This is a genomic window from Amycolatopsis sp. NPDC049159 (assembly GCF_040648295.1).
GTDB classification, from domain to species: Bacteria; Actinomycetota; Actinomycetes; order Mycobacteriales; family Pseudonocardiaceae; genus Amycolatopsis; species Amycolatopsis pretoriensis_A.
The window spans coordinates 18,187-35,927 of sequence record NZ_JBEZDL010000039.1 but is presented as its reverse complement, the minus strand read 5'-3'; the positions used below and the strand labels follow the sequence as shown (position 1 = coordinate 35,927).

The window sequence follows — 17,741 nt, the reverse complement described above, 5'->3', positions numbered from 1 at the left end:
GGGCGGCATGACCTCTGAAGCGCTGGCCTCGTTCGGGTACGAGCTCGGCCTCCTGAAGCGGATCCGGCGGTCGGGCTGGTGGCACGCGGGTGTGCGCGACCCCGAGTCGGTCGGCGAGCACAGCCTCCGCGCGGCCCAGCTGGCGGCGCTGCTCGCGGCGGAAGAAGGCGCGTCCCCGGAGCGGGCGGCGTTCCTCGCGCTGTGGCACGACACGCAGGAAACGCGCACGGGCGACCTCCCGCTGACGGCGGTGGAGTACCTGCGCAAGCCGGAACCGCGCGAGATCACCGCCGACCAGACGGCCGCGCTGCCGAAGAAGTCACGCGAGCTGGTGCGCGAGGCGGTGGACGAGTACGAGAGCCGTGCGACGGCGGAAGCGTTGTGCGCGAAGGACGCGGACAAGCTGGAGATGCTGCTGCAGGCCCTGGAGTACCGCGACATCGGCGTACGCCCGGTGGACGAGTGGATCGCGTCGGCGACGAAGGGGCTGAAGACGGCAACGGCGAAGAAGATCGCGGAAGCGGCGTTGACGTTGTCGCCGCTGTCGTGGCGGGGCCGCTAGGTCCGGTCACCCATCGCCGCGGAGCTGATCGTGCCGTCCGCGACGCTGTGCCCGATCATAGATGTCAGCGACGCCGACCACTCCCGATACGACTGCTTCGAGCCAGGTCGGCGTCGCCAGGTTGACACACACCGCCACAGCGAGCACCGGGGTTTCGCCGTGATCAACCTTGGCGACATATGCAGCACTTCGCGCAGCGCATCGATGGTGAGACGATCGACTTCGCTACCACGCGACTGGTCACCGGCCGGAAGACCGATAGCGGACCACGCGGCCGCTCGTCGAGGTCGTCCACGGTCAGCCGCCGGAGGTAGGTGAGGCTCAGCCTGAAGAATCCCGATTGAACGAGCGTGCCGGAGATCTCCCCGATCAGCAGGCACAGCACGCTGATCGCGGCGAGCCTGCCGCCGGTACCGAACAGTTCCAGCAGGTCCAGCGCAGGCTTGGCCCGGCAGCAGCGAGGCGAGCACGCCGCTAAGCGCCGACGGCCTTCGCGCGGTTGAGGAGCAGCTCGCGCTCGCGGGCGTTCTCGGTCATCTCCGCCGCCCGGCGGAACTCGCCCTCCGCCTCTTCCAGCCGGCCGAGCTTCTCCAGCAGGTCGCCGCGGACGCTCGGCAGCAGGTGGTAGTCCTTCAGCGCCTCGTCCGCCGCGACCGCGTCCACCACCGCCAGTCCCGCTTCCGGCCCGTGCGCCATCGCCACCGCGACCCCGCGGTTCAGCTCGATCACCGGCGACGGCTGGAGCTTGCCGAGGCCTTCGTACAACGCCGCGATCCGCGCCCAGTCCGTCGCCTCCGGGGTCCGGGCGCGGGCGTGGCAGGCCGCGATCGCCGCCTGCGCGGAGTACGGCCCGTACGCCCCTTCGGCGATCTGCTCCGACAGGGCCAGCGCCGCCAGGCCGTGCTGGATCAGGAACCGGTCCCAGCGGGAGCGGTCCTGGTCGAGCAGCAGCACCGGCTCGCCGTCGGGCTTGGTGCGGGCCTTCGCGCGGGACGCCTGCAGCTCCATCAGCGCGACCAGGCCGTGGACCTCGGACTCGCCCGGCATGAGCGCGGCGAGCACGCGGCCGAGGCGCATCGCCTCCTCGCACAGCGCCGGGCGCATCCAGTCGTCGCCGCGGGTGGCCGAATAGCCCTCGTTGAACACCAGGTAGAGGACCTCGAGCACGGATGACAGGCGGGCGACGCGCTCGTCGCCCTCCGGGACCTCGAACGGGACCTTCGCCGCCGCCAGCGCCTTCTTCGCGCGGACGATCCGCTGGGCGATCGTCGATTCGCGGACCAGGAACGCGCGCGCGATCTCGTCGGTCGTCAGGCCGCCGAGCATGCGCAACGTCAGCGCGACCCTGGCCTGCGTGTTCAGCACCGGGTGGCAGGCGACGAACAGCAGCCGGAGGACGTCGTCCTCGATGTGGTCGTCGAGGGCCGCGTCGAAGTCCGGCAGCACGCCCTCGCCGAGCTGCTGGCCGCGGCCGACCTCCTCGAGCTTCTCCGCGTACCGCTCGTTGCGGCGGAACTGGTCGACCGCGCGGCGCTTGGCGATGGTCATCAGCCACGCGCCGGGGTTGCGCGGCACGCCGGACTCCGGCCACTGCTCCAGCGCCGCGACCAGCGCGTCCTGCGCCAGCTCTTCGGCGAGACCGACGTCGCCACGGGCCATCCGGGCCAGCCCCGCGATGAGCCGCGGCGACTCGATGCGCCAGACCGCTTCGACCGTGCTCCGGGTGTCCGCAACCGTCACCCGGCCATCAGACAGGGTGATCGGCCGCGGTGCAACCCACTACTCGGCGATCGGGCGGATCTCCATCACGCCGCTCTTCACCTCGGGGTTCGGGTTCGGCGCCTGCTTCATCAGCGCGACGACGTCCTCGAGCGACTCGCCGTTCAGCACCCAGAACCCGGCGATCAGCTCCTTCGTCTCCGCGAACGGCCCGTCGATGACCTTCGGCTCGGCGTCCCCCGCGAAGAGGACGCGGACGCCCTCGGCGCTGGAGGTGAGTCCCTCGGCCAGCTCGATCCGGCCTTCGTCCAGCAGCCGGGCGTTGAACTTCGTCATTTCGGTCAGTTCCTCGGCCGTGGGCTGGTACCCGGCCGCCTCGGACTCGGCGGTGGCCTTGACCATCACGAGGAACCGCATCACGCCTCCTGGGCGCTCTGCGCGCGCAGCCGCCCTTCCAGCTCCTCGACCTCGGGCGTCATGTTCTCGAAGTCGGACGCCTCGGCGACGCGCCGGATCTCGACCTCGCCGGCCTGGCCGTCGGGGTTCGGCATCCGCTTGATCCACTCGATGCACTCTTCGCGGTCGCGGCACTGCAGGATCCAGAAACCGCCGACGAGCTCCTTGGTCTCGGCGAACGGGCCGTCGACGACCTTGGGGTCCTCGCTGCCGGAGAACACCACGCGCGCCCCCTGCGAGCTCGGCGTGAGCCCCTCACCGGCGAGCAGGATGCCGGCCTTGACCATCTCCTCGTTGAACTTGCCCATTTCGGCGAGCAGTTCCGCACTCGGGCCCTTGCCCGCCTCGGACTCTTCGTTCTGCTTGACGATCACCATGAACCGCATCGCGGTCTCCTCTCGGTCGGTCTTGCCCACGCGTCGAACGGCGCAGCCCCGGATCGACAGCTCCGGCAAAAAAGTTTTGGCGCCGGAAAACTAGCAGCTCAGGGTCGCCTCGGGGGATGATTCGGACGCGGGGACGGTTCCCGCCGAGGGGTGGGGACATGGATCGGAAAGAACCGCGGCGCTACATCGTCCGGCTCCCGGCCGGGGGCGACCGGCGGCCCAAGCCCGGCTTCCCGGTGTGGGACACGTCCCTGGGCAACGTCCGGCGGCGGTACCCGCGCGCGGCGAAGATCTGGCGGGCCACCGAAGACGAGCCGCGGCGCCCGCGCCCGCTGCGGCGAGCCGGGCAGCTGCTCCGGCGGGGCCCGGCGCTCGCCTGGCGCTGGGCGCGCGACCGCGACGCCAAACCCTGGTGAGAGCCCGGCTAACCTGCCGTCGTGGCGGTACTCCCCGACGACCTCTCCTCCGCGCTCGACGAAGAGCTGGCCAGGCACCCCGTGGGCCGGCTGAGCCAGTCCGTCGACCGGCTCAGCGCGCGCTACCGCCAAGGTGACGCGGCGACCTCGCCGATCCTGGCCTCCGAAGTCGACGTCGCCGCGTACGCCGGCTACCGGATGCCGGCCACCTACGCCGCCGTACACGCTGTGCTCGCCGAAGCCGCTTCGCGCGCTCCGGGCTTCGAGCCGCGTACGCAGGTCGACGTCGGCGGGGGCACCGGGGCGGCGGTGTGGGCGGCCGCGGCCGTTTGGCCGTCGCTGGCGAAGTGCGCCGTCGTGGAGCAGGTCGCCGGCGCGATCGGGCTCGGGAAGCGGCTGGCCGCGAACGCGCTCCAGGCGCCGGTCCGGAACGCGGAGTGGCGACGCGGCTTCGTGGACCCGGCCGCCTCGGCGCCGGAAGCGGACCTCGTCACGCTCTCCTACGTGCTGGGCGAACTCCCGGAAGCCACCCGCCCGGACGTCGTGCGCTGGCTGGCGGCGAAGGCGGAAGCGGTCGCACTGATCGAGCCGGGCACCCCGGCGGGCTACGAGCGGATCCGCGCCGCCCGCGCCGAGCTGATCGACCTCGGGCTGCACGTCGTCGCGCCCTGCCCGCACGACGCCGCCTGCCCGATCGAGCCCGGCAAGGACTGGTGCCACTTCGCCGCGCGCCTCCCGCGGTCGGGCCTGCACCGGCGGTTGAAGGCGGCGACGCTCGGCTTCGAGGACGAGAAGTTCGCGTACGTCGTCGCGGCGCGGTTCACGCCGGAGCGCCCGGACGCGCGGATCATCCGGCACCCGAAGAAGCACAAGGGCTGGGTCGCCCTCGACCTGTGCACCGGCGACGGCTTGAAGCCGGGTGTCGCGGTCTCGAAGAAGCAGGGCCCGAGGTACCGCGCGGCCCGCGACGCCGAGTGGGGCGACGGCTGGTCTTCCGCCTGATCCGCTGGCAGGGTGGCCCGCGCCTGCCCGGCCCGCACTCCTCGGAACACCCGCTGCCCGGCGCTGGTGTCGCCGCGCGGCCGGCAGGAACGCCGGCCGCCGGTGGCGAGTCGCGGGGAGACCGTCCGAGGGCATCGGTGGGTTCGTGCTCGGCCGGAAGACGTGCGAATCGGCACGACGCATGGGCCCACCCGGCGAGCACGTCCGGCTGAAGCGCACCGCGGTGGCCGAGACGCCGAACGCCACCCACCTGACCTTCGACGTGCTCCGCTAAGGCATCCGCACCGTCCGCAGGAACGCCGGGAGCAGCCACGGCCGCCGCCCGCCGATCCGGACGCCGCCCGTCAAGACCGCTCTGGGCCGGGAGATCCGGCCGAACATCATCGGGACCAGCACCGCCGGGTCGAAGCGCAGGCGGACGTCCGCCGTGCCGTCCGGTTCCTCGAAGCGCAGCTTCCCGTGCTGCAGCGCCAGTACGCCCGGCTCCGTGTACGCCGACCGGAATTCGACCGCGATGCGGCGCGCGGACGGCGTCGCGTCGTCGAGCAGGCTGCCCATGTCGTTGCGGACCATGCCGAACAGGAACAGCTCCAGGAACATCGCCTCGTACCGCGCCGGGATCGGCCACGGCCGCCGGAGGGCGCGGGCGATGTCGAGGCCGTGCAGGAGCATCTCGTTGACCAGGTGCGCGAGGACGCCCGCCACCGGGACGCGCGAGCCGCCCAGCCACCAGACCGGCTTCTCCGGGTCGAGGTCCGCGCTGACCAGCAGGACCTCGGCGATGTCCGCGCGCAGCCGCTCGGCCAGGCGGGCCGGGTCGCGTTCCGGGTAGAGCTCCAGGGCGAGCTCGTTCATCCGGCCGATCGTGTCGATGCTCGCCGAATCGATCGGGTCTTCGAGGCCCGGCAACGGGAGCGGGCCGCCGTCGCCGCGGATCATCGCCGTGTACATCAGGGCGATCATGCCGACGTGCGACGCCGTTTCGGCGATCGACCACTCGCCGAGCGAGTTCGCGTGCGCGTCCGGCACGCTCGCCACCAGATCCGCGAACCGGCCGCCGACGTCCGGCAGGGCTGCGCGCACCGACTCCCACTGTTCGACCGTCACAGCTTCCGAAGGTAAGCCGCCGCGCGGTCGTCCCGGGTCTCCGAGGGTGCGGTTCCACTGTGAGTAGGGAACTCGCAGCGGTAACCGGCCAGTCGGGGGGCGTGCCGGCCGGTTACCGCCGCAGTGAGGAAGAGGGAGCCGCACGCCAGGAATGACGCGCGGCTCCAGGCATCACCCGATCGAGTGACGAGATGGCCGTCAGGCCGGGTCGGCCAGGATGCCGTTCACGTACGAACCCGGGTGGGTCGCCGCGTCCTGGCGGAGGACCGGAAGGTCGGCCGGCCAGTCCGCGGTCAGCGCCTTCGTCGACCCGGGCGGGATCGTGTTCAGCCTCGACGGCGTCCACGTCGGCTCGCCGTCCGCCGGCTTCACCACCGTGATCGTCGCCGACGCCGTCGTCCCCGGGGTGACCTCGTTGTACTTCACGCCGTTGTCGACGCGCGTCAGGTGGTACACCGGGCCGAACGCCGGGTCGTCCGGGCCGGCCAGGTCGACGCCCGGGACGCCGTACAGGCCGCACGTGTGGTTCGTCGTGTTCCGGTAGGTCAGCGGGAGGTCGTACTGGCCCGGCGCGTCGTTCTTCTCGGCCGGCTTGCCCAGCAGGACCTCCAGGTCGGCCGTGGTGCACCGGGGCGTCGCGGTCGACGCCGCGGCCACCCCGCCGCCCGCCGGAGCCGCCGCCGCGCCGTTCGCGGAGCCGGACCCGGAACCGGAGCCTGCCGCGGGCGCCGGGGCCGCCGTGGACGTCCCGCACGCCGCCAGCACGAAGGCCCCCGCCGCCGAGCCGATCCCCAGCAGGATGCGCTTCATCGGAAATCCCCTCCCGGACGTCAGTTGCCGACCGGCGTGACCTGGACGGTCTCGCCCTTCACCGGCGCCCCCGCCGGCCACGCGACGCTCACCGGCTGGCCGTACGGCCCGGTCGGCAGGTCGAACGTGACGAACTCGGCGGCCGCAGGCGCCGCGGCCGAGCGCTGGACGATCCGGGACACCGCCGGGTGCCCGTCGCGCAGGTTCACCGGGACCGCCTCGGAGGCGTCCGTCGTCACCGCGATCGGCAGCCGCTGCCCGCCGGCGAGGAAGCCCACCGCGGTCGGCGCGCCCTCGAGCTTGCAGTTCGTGGTCGGCGACGCCGCCGTGTAGGTGAGCACGTAAGCCTCGTGCCCGGCCGCGTTCGACGGGTCCGCGGCCACGGTCACGTCGACGTCCGACGCGCCGCACGGGTGGTCGCTCGGCATGGCGTTCGCCGCCCCGCCTGCCAAGAGCAGCCCACCGGCCGCCAGACCCCCGACGATCAGCGCGGTACCAGCTCGCTTCATGGTCATCCTCCCTTGTTCCGTGATCGACTGGACTCACTGGGAAAGATGCCCACCGCCCCCTCGGGGATGCGCCGCGATGCGATCGATCACCCGAAAGCAACCTTCAAGATCACCGGACGTCGGAAAGGGAGTCAGCTGCGACCGAAACAGACGAACGGCATCAGCGGTTCGGCCGTGGCCGCGTCCGCCAGCGCCCGCGCCGGCGGTGTCCCGGCCGCCAGTGCGCGGTGGAACGCCAGCATCACCCCGCCCGCGGTCCGGTCGTCGACCCGCGCCACGCTCGAGACCACCGTGCGGCTGCCGCCGTAGAGCAGCGCCGCCGTGAAGCCGAGGACCTCGTCACCCGCGCGGACCACGGTCTGGCCCACGTCGCACGACGAGAGCACCACCTGCTCCGGCGCCGTCGCGAGCTGCTGGACGTCGTAGGCCATCAGCGGCCCGTCGGCGAGGTTGAGCCGGGAGAACAGCACGTTCTCCTGCTCGTGGTGGCCGTGCGCGGCGAAGTGGGCGAGCCGGCAGCCGTCGAACGCCTTGAGCGTCGCCGCGACCGTAGCGTCCGGGCCGGTCAGCACCTCCGCCTCCGGGTACAGCGGCGCCAGCGACGAGATCTCGGTGTCCGCGTGGGTCAGGTCCGAGCCCGCGACCAGCAGCGGCGCCCCGCCCGCGCGGCGCGGACGGCGGCCCGCGTCGAGCCAGGCCGACGACGACGGCGTGACCGTCACCGGCCGGCCGCGCACCGTCGGCAGCAGCCCCCACGGGATCGCCGACAGCGCGCCGGTCGGCACGACGACGACGTCGAGATCGCCCAGCCGGGTCGCCAGCGGCGCCAGCAGGATCGCGTCCAGCGCGGTGACCTGCGTCCGCACCGAGCGGCGGATGACCTGGTCCAGCTGCGGCGGGAGCTGGCGCCCGCACAACGCGTCGAGGTCGCTGTGCAGCCGCGCGACCGGCTCGGCGACGGCCGACGCCGGCCCGAGCTCGATCAGCGCCACCCGGTGGTTCGCGATCACCTGCGCGCACAACGCGCCGTGGTCGGCGAGGAAGCAGACCATCGCGCTGCCGGTGGCGGCGAGCTCGTCGCCGATCTCGCGCAGCTTCGCTTCGGGGTGGTCCTCGTCGGTGCCCTCCGCCTGCCAGCCCTTGGCGCGGATTTCCCGTTCCAGCGCGGCACAGCGCTTCACGGCCTGGGCGTCCGGCTTCCCGGACAGCTCGCCGGCGCGGATCTGCATCGAGAGGTACCGCAGCTCGGCGACGGCGTCGACGGTCTCGGGGTGCGCGGGCGGGCGCACCGGCCGGAACCGGAACGCCTGCGCGCGCGACCGGTCGAGCCAGCGGAACACCACCCCCGGCGAACGCTGGGCGAGCGCGGCGGCTAGACCGGCGTCGGCGAGTTCCTTGCCCAGCGACGTCATCGCGGTCTGCAGGTCGACGCTGCCGAACCGGCTGCGGTGGCGCTGCAGCTGGGCGAGCCCGGCTCGCGCGTTCGCGAACGTCATGCGCCGGTGGCCGGTCGCGGCGCCGAGTTCGGCCAGCGCGAGCCGCCGCACCAGGCGGTTTTCCAGCGGCGCGGTCCGGCGGTCGCGCGGGGCGATGCCGGCCCGGGCGCCGTCGAGGTCGCCGAGCGCGATCCGGGCCCGGGCGGCCAGCAGCGCCGCGATTTCGGCGTCGTTGCGCAGGCCCAGCCCGGTGAGCCGGCCGGCCAGCGCGGTCGCTTCCGAGGCGACCCGGGCGATCCGCCGTCCGGCCGCGAAGTCCGCGCGCAGCGCGGTCAGCTGCGCGACCGCTGCCCAGGTTTCGTTGCCACGGCGGCGAAACCGCCGTTCCGCGCGCCCGGCCCAGCTGCGCGCGGCCGCCGGGTCACCGCTCGCGAGCGCGGCGAGTGCGCGCGTGAGTTCGGCTTCGGCGTGCTCCTGGTTCATCCGCAGCCGCGGGAACTGTTCGAGCGCGGCGTCCAGTTCGGCGGCGGCTTCCTGCGGCACCCCGGCGGCGAGCAGCGCCCGCGCCTTGTCGACGGCCAGCACGGGCAGCATCCCGACGCTCTGCTCGGCGTAGAACCCGCTCGCCGCGTCGAAGTCGCGCAGCGCGCCCGGGATGTCGCCGGTCAGCACCCGCGCCTGTCCGCGCCCGTGCGCGGCCTTCGCGAAGATCCTGGCCAGGCCTTCTTCTTCGGGCTGGCCGGCGCCGATCTGCTCGCACTGGTCGAGGTCGGCGAGCGCGAGCCGCACGCGACCGGCGTACTGGTGCAGCATCGCGCGGTTGAGCAGCGTCCGGGCGAGCACGACGAACTCGCCGGCCTGCCTCAGCAGCGGGATCGCCTCGTCGAAGCAGGTGAGCGCCTCGTCCATCCGTCCGATGAGGATGAACACCAGACCGCGTTGCTGGCGCAGGATCCCGCGCCCGGCGTCGGAGACGAGGACGTCGGCCTCGTCGAGCAGGGCGAGGCCGCGCGCGCTGTTGCCCAGCGCGGTTTCGACGGCCGCGTACGTGCCGAGCACGCGCGTGGCGAGGTCGGGCCAGGCCGGCCACCCGGGCGGCGGCGCGGTCGCGGGCAGCCCCAGAAGCCGTGCGGCGGAACGGATCAGGCGCCCACCGACCACGGGCTGGCCGTTGTTGGTCGCCGCGACCGCACGCCGATGCAGGTCGCGCACCCGGTCTTCCGCCTTCGGCGACGCGACCACGGGCTGCCCTTCCGGCCGGGGCGGTCCCCCTCGGCCGAGAAGGACGCCCCGGATCGTACCTCCGACCCCGGGCGATCCGGGAGTTCTCGCCGGGAGGGCAGATTTTCACGTCACAGCGCGGTATCCGGGCCGCGGATGACATGAACGAGTCGTTCATGACGTCCGGCGCGGTGAATGGTCCTTTCATGACCTCCGGCGGGCGGGGCGCGGGACCGGGAATGCCGGGCCGAGCGACGCCAGGCTCCTCGCCGACACCGGCCGACCCCCGCCCCTGACGTCATGAACGAGTCGTTCATGACGCCAGACGCGGTGAACGACCCGTTCATGACGTCCGGCGAGCGGACGGACGGGCGGGCGGACGGGGCTCAGAGTTCGATGGCCGGCGTGCTCACCGTCCTCGACCTGCCGAGCGTGCGCACCAGCACCTGCACCATCCCGTGCGGCACCCCGTTGACCGCGAAGCGCCCCTCGGCGTCCGACGTGGTCGTCAAGGGGCCGTTCGCCGTGCGGACCTCGATCGGGTGCTCGGCGGGCGGGGTCAGCCATCCGTCCAAGCGGATCGTGCCCGCCGCTTCGGGACTCACGTTCACCATGATCGTCAGGCTCTCGCTGTCGAAAGTGATGAGCCGCCCCTGCTCGGCGGCGCTTCGCGTGACGGCGAAGCCCTCCTGCTCGCGGATGCGCATCACTTCCAGGTCGACGTCCTCCAGCGCGATGGCGAAGCGGATCTGCTCCACCAGCGTGGCGGGCATCGGGTCGGCGTCTTCCCACAGCTCGCGCACGCCGGCGAGGAGCCGGAAGTCGAGCTCGTCCAACGGCTCGTTCGCGCCTGGTGGTTCGACGGTGGTCACAGCCAATCTCCTTCGCCGTTGGCGAGTAGCTGCTCGCGCAGGCGCGCGAGGCAACGTCCCCTGGTCGGGCCGATACTCCCCCTCGGCATTCCCAGCCGGGCGCCGACTTCGGCGTAGTCCGGCCGGTGCACGAACGCCACGATCCGCAGCAGGCTGCGGCAGCGTTCGGGCAGGTTGTCGACCGCGCGCCAAAGCCGCACGCGCTGGTCTTCACGCAGCACCCCCTCCTCGGGTGCCGGTGCCGCTCCGGTCAGCCGCTCCGGCAGCTCCGGAAGCGGCCGTTCGACCTGGCGCTTTTCCCCAGTCCGCCAGGCCTCCCGCTTGGTCACGGTGATCAGCCAGCCGGTCAGCGCGACCGGCGAGCGGATCTCCGTGAACGAGCCGAGCAGGCGCAGCCACGTCGTCTGCACGACGTCGCCCGCCTGGTCGGCGTCCAACCCCTGATCGCGCGCCACCTGCCAGAGCAGGGGCGTGAGCAGGGAAACCAGTTCGTCCAGCGCCGCGCGGTCGCCCTCCCGCGCGGCGTCGAACAGTGCCGCCACCCGGCTGTGGTCCGTTTTGGCCACGTTCACAGCGAACCCAGCGCGGACCAGGCCCGCTTGACGACCGTTTCGCGGTCGACCGTGGCCAGGTCCCCGGCGTGGTGCAGCAGGGCCTTGCCGATCTCGGCGGCGGCGAGCGGCGCGGCGAACGACGTGCCGTCCCAGACCGCGAAGCCGGCGCTGTAGTCGTCGGGGTCGAAGGAGTTGCGGCCGAGCTCGGGCACCTGGTGGTCGGCGGCCGCGGTGCCGCGGACGTCGGTCGGGTAGGTGCTGACCACGCCGGCGCCGGTCGCCCAGCAGCGCACCCACGGGCCTTCGTTCGAGAACAGCGCCTTGCTCGTGGTGACGTCGGGGTTGAGCGCGCCGACGCTGATCACCTGCGGGCCGCAGCCGGGCCCGAGCGGCTGGTCGGCGAAGGCGGCCGGGTAGAAGCGGCGGGTCGTGGCGTCGTTGCCCGCGGCCGCGACGACCAGCACGCCGAGCCCGAGCAGCTCGGCGATGACCGAGCCGAACTGGCCGGTGAACGCGACGTCCGCCGGGTCCTCGACGTAGTAGCCCATCGAGATCGAGACGATGTCGACCAGGTCCTCGGGCCGGTTGTCCGCCTGCGCGTTCCGGACGCGGTCAGCGAGCAGGTGCAGCGCGAGCAGCACGTCGCCCTCGTACGCGACGCCGTCGCTGTGCACGACGCGGATCGCGAGCGTGTCGGCTTCGGGGCACGCCTGCCGGATGATACCGGCGATGAACAGGCCGTGCCCGGTGTCGGTGTCGATGTCGCCGATCAGCGGCTGGCCGGTCGTCGGCGCGTCCCAGTGGTCGGCGAGCAGCTGGGTCGGCAGGGTGCTCCCGGAGTCGACCTCGGCCTGCAGGATCGCGGCCTGGATGTCGGGTGCGACGGCGAGCCCGGAGCCGGGGGACGGCGGGCCGGAGCGGTCGGCCAGCCCGAACCACGGGTGCGGGCCGATGCCGGTGTCGAGCACGGCGATCACCGGCCGCCGGTGCGCGGGCTTGCGGCTGCGGTACGGCGGTTCGGCGGCCAGCGTCACCGGGATCCGGTTCGCGCCGTGGGTGCGCCCGTACGAGCTGCCCGCGCCGAACCCGCTGGTCTCCCAGGGCGTGCCCCCGAGGCCGCTGGTCTCCCACGGCACCCCGCCGAACACCGGCGACGTGAAGAGCAGGTGCTCGACGGACATCTCCTTGACGATCTCCGGGTCGATTTCGGGCTTCTCGCCCGAAGCCGCGGCCCGCAGCAGCTGCAGCGCCTTCCAGCAGTCGACGACGACCGGGTCGGAGTCCTCGCGGACCCGCAGCAGCGCGCGGACGGGCACGTCGGCGAGCTCCCGGACCCGGCCGTACCCCTGGTCGTCACCGCCGCCGTCGGCCGGGGTGGCGTAGATGCCGATGCGCGCGAGCACGCGGTTGATCGCGGCCAGCGCCTCCGGGTCGCGCAGGTACCGGTTGGGCAGGAGGAACGTGCCGGGCCGGTACACCGTCGTGCGCGGCACCGGCTGCCCGGCGGCGACGACCGCGGTCGCCGGGTCCAGCACGCGTGCGCCGTGCCGGTCGAGCAACTGCCTCGGCGGGGTCGGGAGCTCGTTCAGCGTGCTCGCGTCCTCCGCCGCAACTTCCGCGCCCTCGTCCCGGACGAACTTGACGACCATCGGGTCCACCCTCCGCCATTGATCACTGATGGCACCCGGGAAAGACCCGCGGGCCGCCACTGGGATACGACACGGAGATCTCGAATGGGTAACGACGACGGCAAACGGGTGACGACGTATCTGGCGCGCCCGGCTCACCCACTTGGCCCTCCGGAAGTCACGGATCCATGCGGGGAGATCACCATGGTTGTGCTCCGGTCGAGCACGCGGGAGGCGACCGCGCCGGCACCGGTCCGGGGTGGGGGCGGGACGTTCACCCCGGACCCGGCCACCGGCGGCGGGCGGTTCGCGGTGCCGCTCGACCTGCCGCCCGGTCCCGGCGGGAGCGCCCCGGCGCTGGCGCTGCGCTACACGACCGGCGCGCCCAACGGCCCGTTCGGCGGCGGGTTCGCGCTGCCGCTGCCGCACGTGCGCAAGACCGACGGCCACGCGCGGTCCGGGACGGCGGGCCGGCTCACCCGCCAGGGCGACGGCTTCGTGCTGACCACCCGGTCGGGCACCCGGCACTTCCTCGGCCCGGCCGGCGGCGACGGCTGGTACCTCGACCGGACCGAGGACGCGCTGGGCACGACGGCGACGTTCGGCTGGGCCCACCACAGCGGCCAGGCCTACCTCGCCCGCGTCGGCTACGGACCGTACGAAGTGGACTTCGCGTACGAGCCGCGGCCGGACGTGCTGCGCTGGGGCCGCGGCGGCACCCTCGTCACGACGGCGCTGCGCTGCGCGCGGATCGACCTGCGGGTGCCCACCGACCCGCGGCCGCTCGTCCGGCGGTGGACCCTCGGCTACGACCCCGACGACGTCACCGGCGCTTCGCTGCTGACGTCGGTGGCGCTGACCGGGTTCGACGCGCGGGGCGCCGAAGCCGCCGCCCCGGTGCTGCGGCTGGCCTACGCCCAGGTGGAAACCCCGGTGCCGCAACGGGTCCAGCTCGCCGCGAAGGCCCGCTCCGGCGGCGGCGTCTCGCTGCTCGACGCCGACGACACCGTGCCGTACTTCTCGTTCGAGGACCTTCCCCGCACCGGCCGGCTCAGCGAGATCGACAACGGCATCGGGCTGCGCACCGAAATCGAGTACACGACGGTGGAAACGATCCCGGTGGTCCGGCGCGTTTCCCGCCGCGAAACGGCCACCGGTCACGTGGGCGTGACCGAGTTCGACTACCACGACAGCCGGCTGCCGGTGTTCGGCCGGGTCGTCCAGGACGAGCTCGGCGACGAGCACGCGCCCACGCTGCGGACCGTGCGCTGGTTCGGCGACGACGGCCGGCTGGCCAAGGAAGAGACCTACGGCCTCGACGGCTCCCCCGAGCAGGACCGGCCGTACCGCCGGGTGGTGTACCTGCACCGTCCACAGTGGACGCGTTCGGTCGTGAGCGAGTTCGAGCGGCGCCCGGACCCCGTCTCGGTCACCACGACCGAGACCGACCTCGACACCGCCGGGAACCCGGCCCGGGTGGTCGAAACGGTCGAACGGGCCGGCCGCAGGCCCGTCGTGCGCGACACCCGCACGACGTACGCGACCGACCCCGACGGCCGGTTCGCGGCGCTGCCCGCTCGGGTCCGCACCGTGGACGGCAGCGGGAAGGTGCTGTCCGACCGGCTGTTCCGCTACGACGAGAACCCCGACGGCCGGGCCGGCGCGCACGGGCTGTGCACCGCGCGGGAGGAGCTGGTGCTCACCGACGCGCTCGTCGCCGACGTCTACGGCCCGGTGCCGCCGGACCTGCGCCACCACGGCTACCACCGCCGTCCGGGCGAGGACGGCTGGTGGATCACGACGTTCCACGGGCGGCTCGACACCGTCACCGGGCTGCGCACCGCCACGACCGACCCGCTCGGGCACACCGGCGAAGTGCGGTATTCGGCTGACCGCTGCTTCCCCGAGGTGGCCACGGATCCGCTCGGGAACGTGACGATCACGCGCCACGACGTCCGGACCGCGCGGGTGCGCGAGCTCGTCGACCCGGCGGGCGCGGTGACCACGGTGACCCACGACCCGTTGGGGCGCCCCGAAACCGTCGTCCGGCCGGGTGATTCGGCGGAGCTGCCGACCATCCGGTACCGCTACGACCTCCGCGGCCCGGCGCGGGTCACGACCGAGCAGCGCGCGGTGTCCGGCGAGGCGGAAGTGCTGCTGACGACCGAGGTGCGCGACGGCGCCGGCCGGCTGCTGGAGCGGCGGCACGCCGAACTGCTCGGCGACGTCGTCGACGAGCGCCACGAGTACTGCGCGCGCGGGTTCCTGCGCCGGACGAGCCGGTCGTTCCGCGACGGCGACCGCCCGCCCCCGCCGGAGCAGTTCCGCTACGACGCGCTCGGCCGCCCGCTCGCCGGCCGTGAAGGCCCCCGCGAGGAACTCGAAGGTGGCCTTCGCGACCTGCTCGGGCGGGAACTGCGGAGCGACGACGGCGTCGTGCTGGTGCGGGACGCGGCGGGCAACCCGGTGGAGACGCGGACACCGGACGGGCACACGGTGTTCCGCGTCCACGACGCCGCCGGCCGGCCGGCGGCGGTGCTGGTCGACGACCCGCACGGCACCCCGCTCATCACGTTCACCCACCACGACGGCGGGCTCCCGGTCCCGCTCGGCGCCGGCCCGCACAGCTGCGGGCGGCTGGTGCGCGTGGCCGACGAGTCGGGCGTGACGCTGTTCGGCTACGACGCACTCGGCAACCCGGCCGAGAAGCGCTGGCGGCCCGCGCACGTCGCCGTCGAGTACCGCCTCGACGTGACGCGCCGCGCCGACGGCCGCCCGGCGAAGGTGGTCTACCCGGACGCCGGCGACGGCAGGCTGACGGTCCACCACCAGTACGACGAGGTCGGCAGGCTGGTGAGCGTGCCCGGCTTCGTCGACGCGGTGCACTACGACCTGCGCGGCCACCGCACGGCGGTCCACTACGCGAACGGCGTGAGCGAGGCGTGGACCGGCACCAGCCACGTGGTGAGCGGCCCGGGCGGCACCTGGACCCGCGAACTCGGCCCAGCCCCGGACCCGCAACCGTTGTGCGGCACGGAAATCCGCGACGCGTTCGACCACCTCCGAGGCGTCCACGGCGACGACGGCGTCAACGCCCTGTACGGCTACGACCACACGGGCCGCCGCGTCCGAACCCTGGTCACGGACGGCACACGCATCCACGAAGTCCTGACCCCGGACGAGCTGTACGCCATCGAGGACGGCGAGCTGGTGGCGGTGGTGGCGGGCGCGGTCCGCCGCCACGCGAACGGCAGGCACCGCTACCTCCACTTCGACGGCGCAGCCGGGGTGGCGCTGGTGACCGACGAGAACGGCGCGGTGGTCACGGACCTGTGACCGGGGCGTGGGCAAAGCGCGGCGGCGGTGGCGCGGCAGCGCAGCGGCGCAGCGGTGGCGCAGCAGCGGCGGCGCGGCAGCGCAGCGGCGCAGCGGTGGCGCAGCAGCGGCGGCGCGGCAGCTGCGCAGCGGCGGTGCGGCAGCGGCGGCGCGGCAGCTGCGCAGCGGCGGTGCGGCAGCGGCGCAGCAGCGCGGTCAGCGCCGCAGCGGTGGCGCGGCAGCGGCTGCGCGGCAGCGGCTGCGCGGCAGCGGTGCGGCTGCGCGGCAGCGGTGCGGCTGCGCGGCAGCGGTGCGGGCAGCGGTGGCGGCAGCAGCAGCTGCGCGGGCGGCAGCGGCGGCGCAGCTGCGCGGCAGCGGCGGCGCGGCAGCGGCGGCGGCTGCGCGCGGGCAGCGGTGGCGGCGCCGCGCGGCGCCGCAGCAGCGCGGGCGGCGGCAGTGGTGCAGCGGCTGCGCGACAGACAGCAGCAGTGCGGGCGGCGCAGCGGCAGCGCGGGCGGCGCAGCGGCAGCGCGGGCGGCGGCGGTGCCCCAGCGGCCCTGTGCCCCGGCGGCCAGCGGCATCTCAGCAAGAGGCGGCCCCCACCGGCACCCGACCGCACCCGCTCGCCCAAGGGTCTCGAATGAGTCGTTCAGGACCTCCGAAGACCTGAACGACTCATTCAACACACCACCGTCAGTCCAGCACCGCCAGATCCAAGCGCTCCAGCCGCTCGGGGTCCGCCAGGATGTCGATCTCCACGATCCGCCCGCCGGCCACCGTGAAGCCGAGCACCGAGAACGGCCGTCCGTCGCGGGTCGCCACCACGCCGGCCGCGCCGTTGACCAAAGCCCGGCGGACCACGCCGCCGCCTGTGCCGAGGCGGGAGAACGTCAGGGCCTGGTTGGCCACCGCCGCTGCGCCGCGGACCTCGTCCGAACCGCCGTGGGCCGCGCCGCGGTCGGCGCGCAGGACGACCTCCGGGTCCAGGACCGAGACCAGCGCGTCGAAGTCGCCGCCGCGGGCCGCGGTCAGGAAGGCGTCGACCACTTCGCGCTGGCGGGCCAGGTCCGGGTCCGGCGCCACCGGCGCGCCCTGCACCCGGCGGCGGGCGCGGCTGGCGAGCTGCCGGGTTGCCGCTTCGGACCGGCCGACGATCGGGGCGATCTCCTCGAACGGCATCGCGAACATGTCCCGCAGCACGAACGCCAGCCGCTCGCCCGGGGTGAGCGTGTCCAGCACGACCAGCAGCGCCAGCCCGACCGAGTCCGCCATCAGCACCTCGTGCTCGGGGCCGGCGTCGTCGCGGCTGACGATCGGGTCCGGCACCAGCGCGTCCCACGGCTCCTCGCGCCGCGCCTTGCGCGACCGCAGCATGTCGAGGCAGACGCGGCCGACGACCGTGGTCAGCCAGCCGCCCAGGTTCTCGACGGCGGCGCTGTCGCTCCGGCTCAACCGCAGCCACGACTCCTGGACGGCGTCTTCGGCTTCGCTCAGCGAGCCCAGCATCCGGTAGGCGACGGCCCGCAGGTGGTCGCGGTGGGTCTCGAAGCTCCGAGCCAAATCCGTCTTCGCGGGGGTCCGGGTGGCGAAGCCCCCGGCTCGGGGCGAAGCCCCGGATGGCACTGCATCGTCGTTCACGGGGCGGTCCTTTCGCGTGCGTCACCACCTTGACGTACCGCGCCCCGAAGATGTGACACGTCCGGTGATCCGCTCAGCGACGCGGGGAACAGCACCCCGTACACCACTTC

15 protein-coding genes are annotated in these 17,741 nt (G+C 73.7%); 4 read left to right on the top strand and 11 right to left on the bottom strand.

What is annotated here, in order from left to right; all coding sequences use genetic code 11:
• Positions 1-7 precede the first annotated feature (7 nt).
• Positions 8-562, top strand: a complete 555-nt coding sequence (locus tag AB0B33_RS44140; RefSeq protein WP_247017644.1) for an HD domain-containing protein — start codon at positions 8-10, stop codon at positions 560-562.
• 474 nt (positions 563-1,036) lie between these two features.
• Here AB0B33_RS44140 and AB0B33_RS44135 read toward each other — a convergent pair whose 3' ends face one another.
• The 3 genes from AB0B33_RS44135 to AB0B33_RS44125 are packed head-to-tail and all read right to left on the bottom strand — an operon-like array spanning position 1,037 to position 3,123.
• The gene (locus AB0B33_RS44135) at positions 1,037-2,302 is read right to left on the bottom strand and encodes an RNA polymerase sigma factor (RefSeq protein ID WP_360783447.1); all 1,266 of its coding nucleotides are present in this window, start codon (positions 2,300-2,302) and stop codon (positions 1,037-1,039) included.
• Between the two features lie 39 nt (positions 2,303-2,341).
• Positions 2,342-2,698: a YciI family protein gene (locus AB0B33_RS44130; protein ID WP_360783444.1), complete on the bottom strand. Its 357-nt coding sequence runs from the start codon at positions 2,696-2,698 to the stop codon at positions 2,342-2,344.
• Entirely contained in the window at positions 2,698-3,123 is a 426-nt protein-coding gene (locus AB0B33_RS44125; protein WP_360783441.1) for a YciI family protein, read from the bottom strand. Before AB0B33_RS44125 ends, AB0B33_RS44130 begins: the two co-directional genes overlap by 1 nt.
• 158 nt (positions 3,124-3,281) lie before the next feature.
• Between AB0B33_RS44125 and AB0B33_RS44120 the strand changes: the two genes are divergently transcribed.
• Together AB0B33_RS44120 and AB0B33_RS44115 are read left to right on the top strand one after the other, a co-directional pair.
• On the top strand, positions 3,282-3,539 hold the full coding sequence (locus AB0B33_RS44120) for a hypothetical protein (RefSeq protein ID WP_360783439.1): 258 nt from the start codon (positions 3,282-3,284) through the stop codon (positions 3,537-3,539).
• 21 nt (positions 3,540-3,560) lie between these two features.
• Positions 3,561-4,541, top strand: a complete 981-nt coding sequence (locus AB0B33_RS44115) for a small ribosomal subunit Rsm22 family protein (RefSeq protein WP_360783436.1) — start codon at positions 3,561-3,563, stop codon at positions 4,539-4,541.
• A 270-nt stretch (positions 4,542-4,811) separates the two neighbouring features.
• Here the strand turns inward: AB0B33_RS44115 and AB0B33_RS44110 are convergent, their stop codons facing one another.
• From AB0B33_RS44110 to AB0B33_RS44080, 7 genes are all read right to left on the bottom strand, one after another.
• Positions 4,812-5,648: a maleylpyruvate isomerase N-terminal domain-containing protein gene (locus AB0B33_RS44110; RefSeq protein ID WP_360783434.1), complete on the bottom strand. Its 837-nt coding sequence runs from the start codon at positions 5,646-5,648 to the stop codon at positions 4,812-4,814.
• Positions 5,649-5,846: 198 nt separating this feature from the next.
• Positions 5,847-6,458, bottom strand: a complete 612-nt coding sequence (locus AB0B33_RS44105) for a DUF4232 domain-containing protein (protein ID WP_360783432.1) — start codon at positions 6,456-6,458, stop codon at positions 5,847-5,849.
• A 20-nt stretch (positions 6,459-6,478) separates the two neighbouring features.
• Positions 6,479-6,967 carry a DUF4232 domain-containing protein gene (locus AB0B33_RS44100; protein WP_360783430.1) on the bottom strand — a complete coding sequence of 163 codons (489 nt, stop codon included), beginning with the start codon at positions 6,965-6,967 and terminating at the stop codon, positions 6,479-6,481.
• A 131-nt stretch (positions 6,968-7,098) separates the two neighbouring features.
• Positions 7,099-9,645 (bottom strand): CHAT domain-containing tetratricopeptide repeat protein, encoded by a 2,547-nt coding sequence (locus AB0B33_RS44095; RefSeq protein ID WP_360783427.1) that lies wholly within the window; start codon positions 9,643-9,645, stop codon positions 7,099-7,101.
• 365 nt (positions 9,646-10,010) lie between these two features.
• Positions 10,011-10,496 carry a hypothetical protein gene (locus tag AB0B33_RS44090; RefSeq protein ID WP_247017621.1) on the bottom strand — a complete coding sequence of 162 codons (486 nt, stop codon included), beginning with the start codon at positions 10,494-10,496 and terminating at the stop codon, positions 10,011-10,013.
• Positions 10,493-11,068 carry a sigma-70 family RNA polymerase sigma factor gene (locus tag AB0B33_RS44085; protein ID WP_315863241.1) on the bottom strand — a complete coding sequence of 192 codons (576 nt, stop codon included), beginning with the start codon at positions 11,066-11,068 and terminating at the stop codon, positions 10,493-10,495. The genes AB0B33_RS44090 and AB0B33_RS44085 overlap by 4 nt, the downstream gene beginning before the upstream one ends.
• Entirely contained in the window at positions 11,065-12,699 is a 1,635-nt protein-coding gene (locus AB0B33_RS44080; protein WP_360783425.1) for a S8/S53 family peptidase, read from the bottom strand. Before AB0B33_RS44080 ends, AB0B33_RS44085 begins: the two co-directional genes overlap by 4 nt.
• A 183-nt stretch (positions 12,700-12,882) precedes the next feature.
• Here AB0B33_RS44080 and AB0B33_RS44075 point away from each other — a divergent pair, with 183 nt between their 5' ends.
• The gene (locus AB0B33_RS44075; protein ID WP_360783422.1) at positions 12,883-16,014 is read left to right on the top strand and encodes a SpvB/TcaC N-terminal domain-containing protein; all 3,132 of its coding nucleotides are present in this window, start codon (positions 12,883-12,885) and stop codon (positions 16,012-16,014) included.
• A gap of 672 nt (positions 16,015-16,686) precedes the next feature.
• Here the strand turns inward: AB0B33_RS44075 and AB0B33_RS44070 are convergent.
• Complete coding sequence (locus tag AB0B33_RS44070) at positions 16,687-17,553, bottom strand: sigma-70 family RNA polymerase sigma factor (RefSeq protein WP_360783544.1); 867 nt, start codon at positions 17,551-17,553, stop codon at positions 16,687-16,689.
• Between the last annotated feature and the right edge of the window lie 188 nt (positions 17,554-17,741).